Here is a 617-nt window from a genome sequence, read left to right on the forward strand (position 1 = left end):
ACACGGTCACAAAAAGACCAGTGATCAGATCGTTTCCGATCCAATCACCGTATGCTTGCCGAACATGACCGCCAGGGCTGACGCTTTCGCGCCCCCAACGGCCACATTCCCTCTTCACAATGTCACTGATGTCTTCGCCAAACAGCCGATCCTGCGGAACCTGACGGTCCTCACAGCATCCAGGCTGCGGCAAACTCAATCTCCAGGCCGGCTCGACGCGCATCCCTGTGCAGGGATGACGGAGCCCGATGGCCCGGAACGAGAAAGAGAAACGAGGACGGCGCCTGTCCCGCCAAATGGGACCCTGACAGGTCCCTGTATCCTAAATGATCCTCGATGGATGAGCCAAGGCGTGATGCCCGGGCTCGCTGGATGCCGGCAGAACCGACGCCCATGTCCAAAAAGAAATCCTTAGAAAGGAGGTGATCCAGCCGCAGGTTCCCCTACGGCTACCTTGTTACGACTTCACCCCAGTCGCTGACCCTACCGTGGTCGCCTGCCCCCTTGCGGTTGGCGCAGCGCCGTCGGGTAAGACCAACTCCCATGGTGTGACGGGCGGTGTGTACAAGGCCCGGGAACGTATTCACCGTGGCATGCTGATCCACGATTACTAGCGA

The 617-nt window shown here is 59.5% G+C and carries 1 rRNA gene; it reads right to left on the bottom strand.

Annotation, left to right across the window (positions count from 1 at the left end):
* Nucleotides 1–415: 415 nt before the first annotated feature.
* Nucleotides 416–617, bottom strand: a 16S ribosomal RNA gene (locus MKL09_RS00665); the annotation flags it as partial.

The sequence above is a fragment of the Methylobacterium sp. J-048 genome (genome assembly GCF_022829515.1).
GTDB lineage: Bacteria > Pseudomonadota > Alphaproteobacteria > Rhizobiales > Beijerinckiaceae > Methylobacterium.